Origin of the sequence: Pseudomonas sp. SIMBA_067, assembly GCF_046534675.1 — a bacterium.
In the GTDB taxonomy this organism is placed as follows: domain Bacteria; phylum Pseudomonadota; class Gammaproteobacteria; order Pseudomonadales; family Pseudomonadaceae; genus Aquipseudomonas; species Aquipseudomonas putida.
Genome location: NZ_JAWRYH010000401.1, coordinates 1 through 273, shown reverse-complemented (window position 1 = coordinate 273; position 273 = coordinate 1). Strand labels below are relative to the sequence as shown.

General features: G+C 58.6%; 1 protein-coding gene. It reads left to right on the top strand.

Annotated features, from left to right (window positions below; all coding sequences use genetic code 11):
• The coding region (locus SB765_RS29615; protein ID WP_256349689.1) for an acyl-CoA dehydrogenase family protein at positions 1-232 on the top strand (232 nt) is incomplete at its 5' end.
• Between the last annotated feature and the right edge of the window lie 41 nt (positions 233-273).

Sequence of the window (273 nt, the reverse complement as noted above, 5' to 3'; positions counted from 1 at the left end):
CGCCGCCGCCCTGCGCGACAGCGGCAAGCCGGCGCTGGTGGAAGCGTCGATGGCCAAGCTGTTCGCCTCGGAAATGGCCGAAAAAGTCTGCTCGGCCGCCTTGCAAACCTTGGGCGGTTACGGTTACCTGAGCGACTTCCCCCTGGAGCGGATCTACCGCGATGTGCGGGTCTGCCAGATTTATGAAGGCACCAGCGATATTCAACGCATGGTCATCTCACGCAATCTTTAAGGAGCCGATACATGACTTACGAAACCGTCTTGCTCGAAATC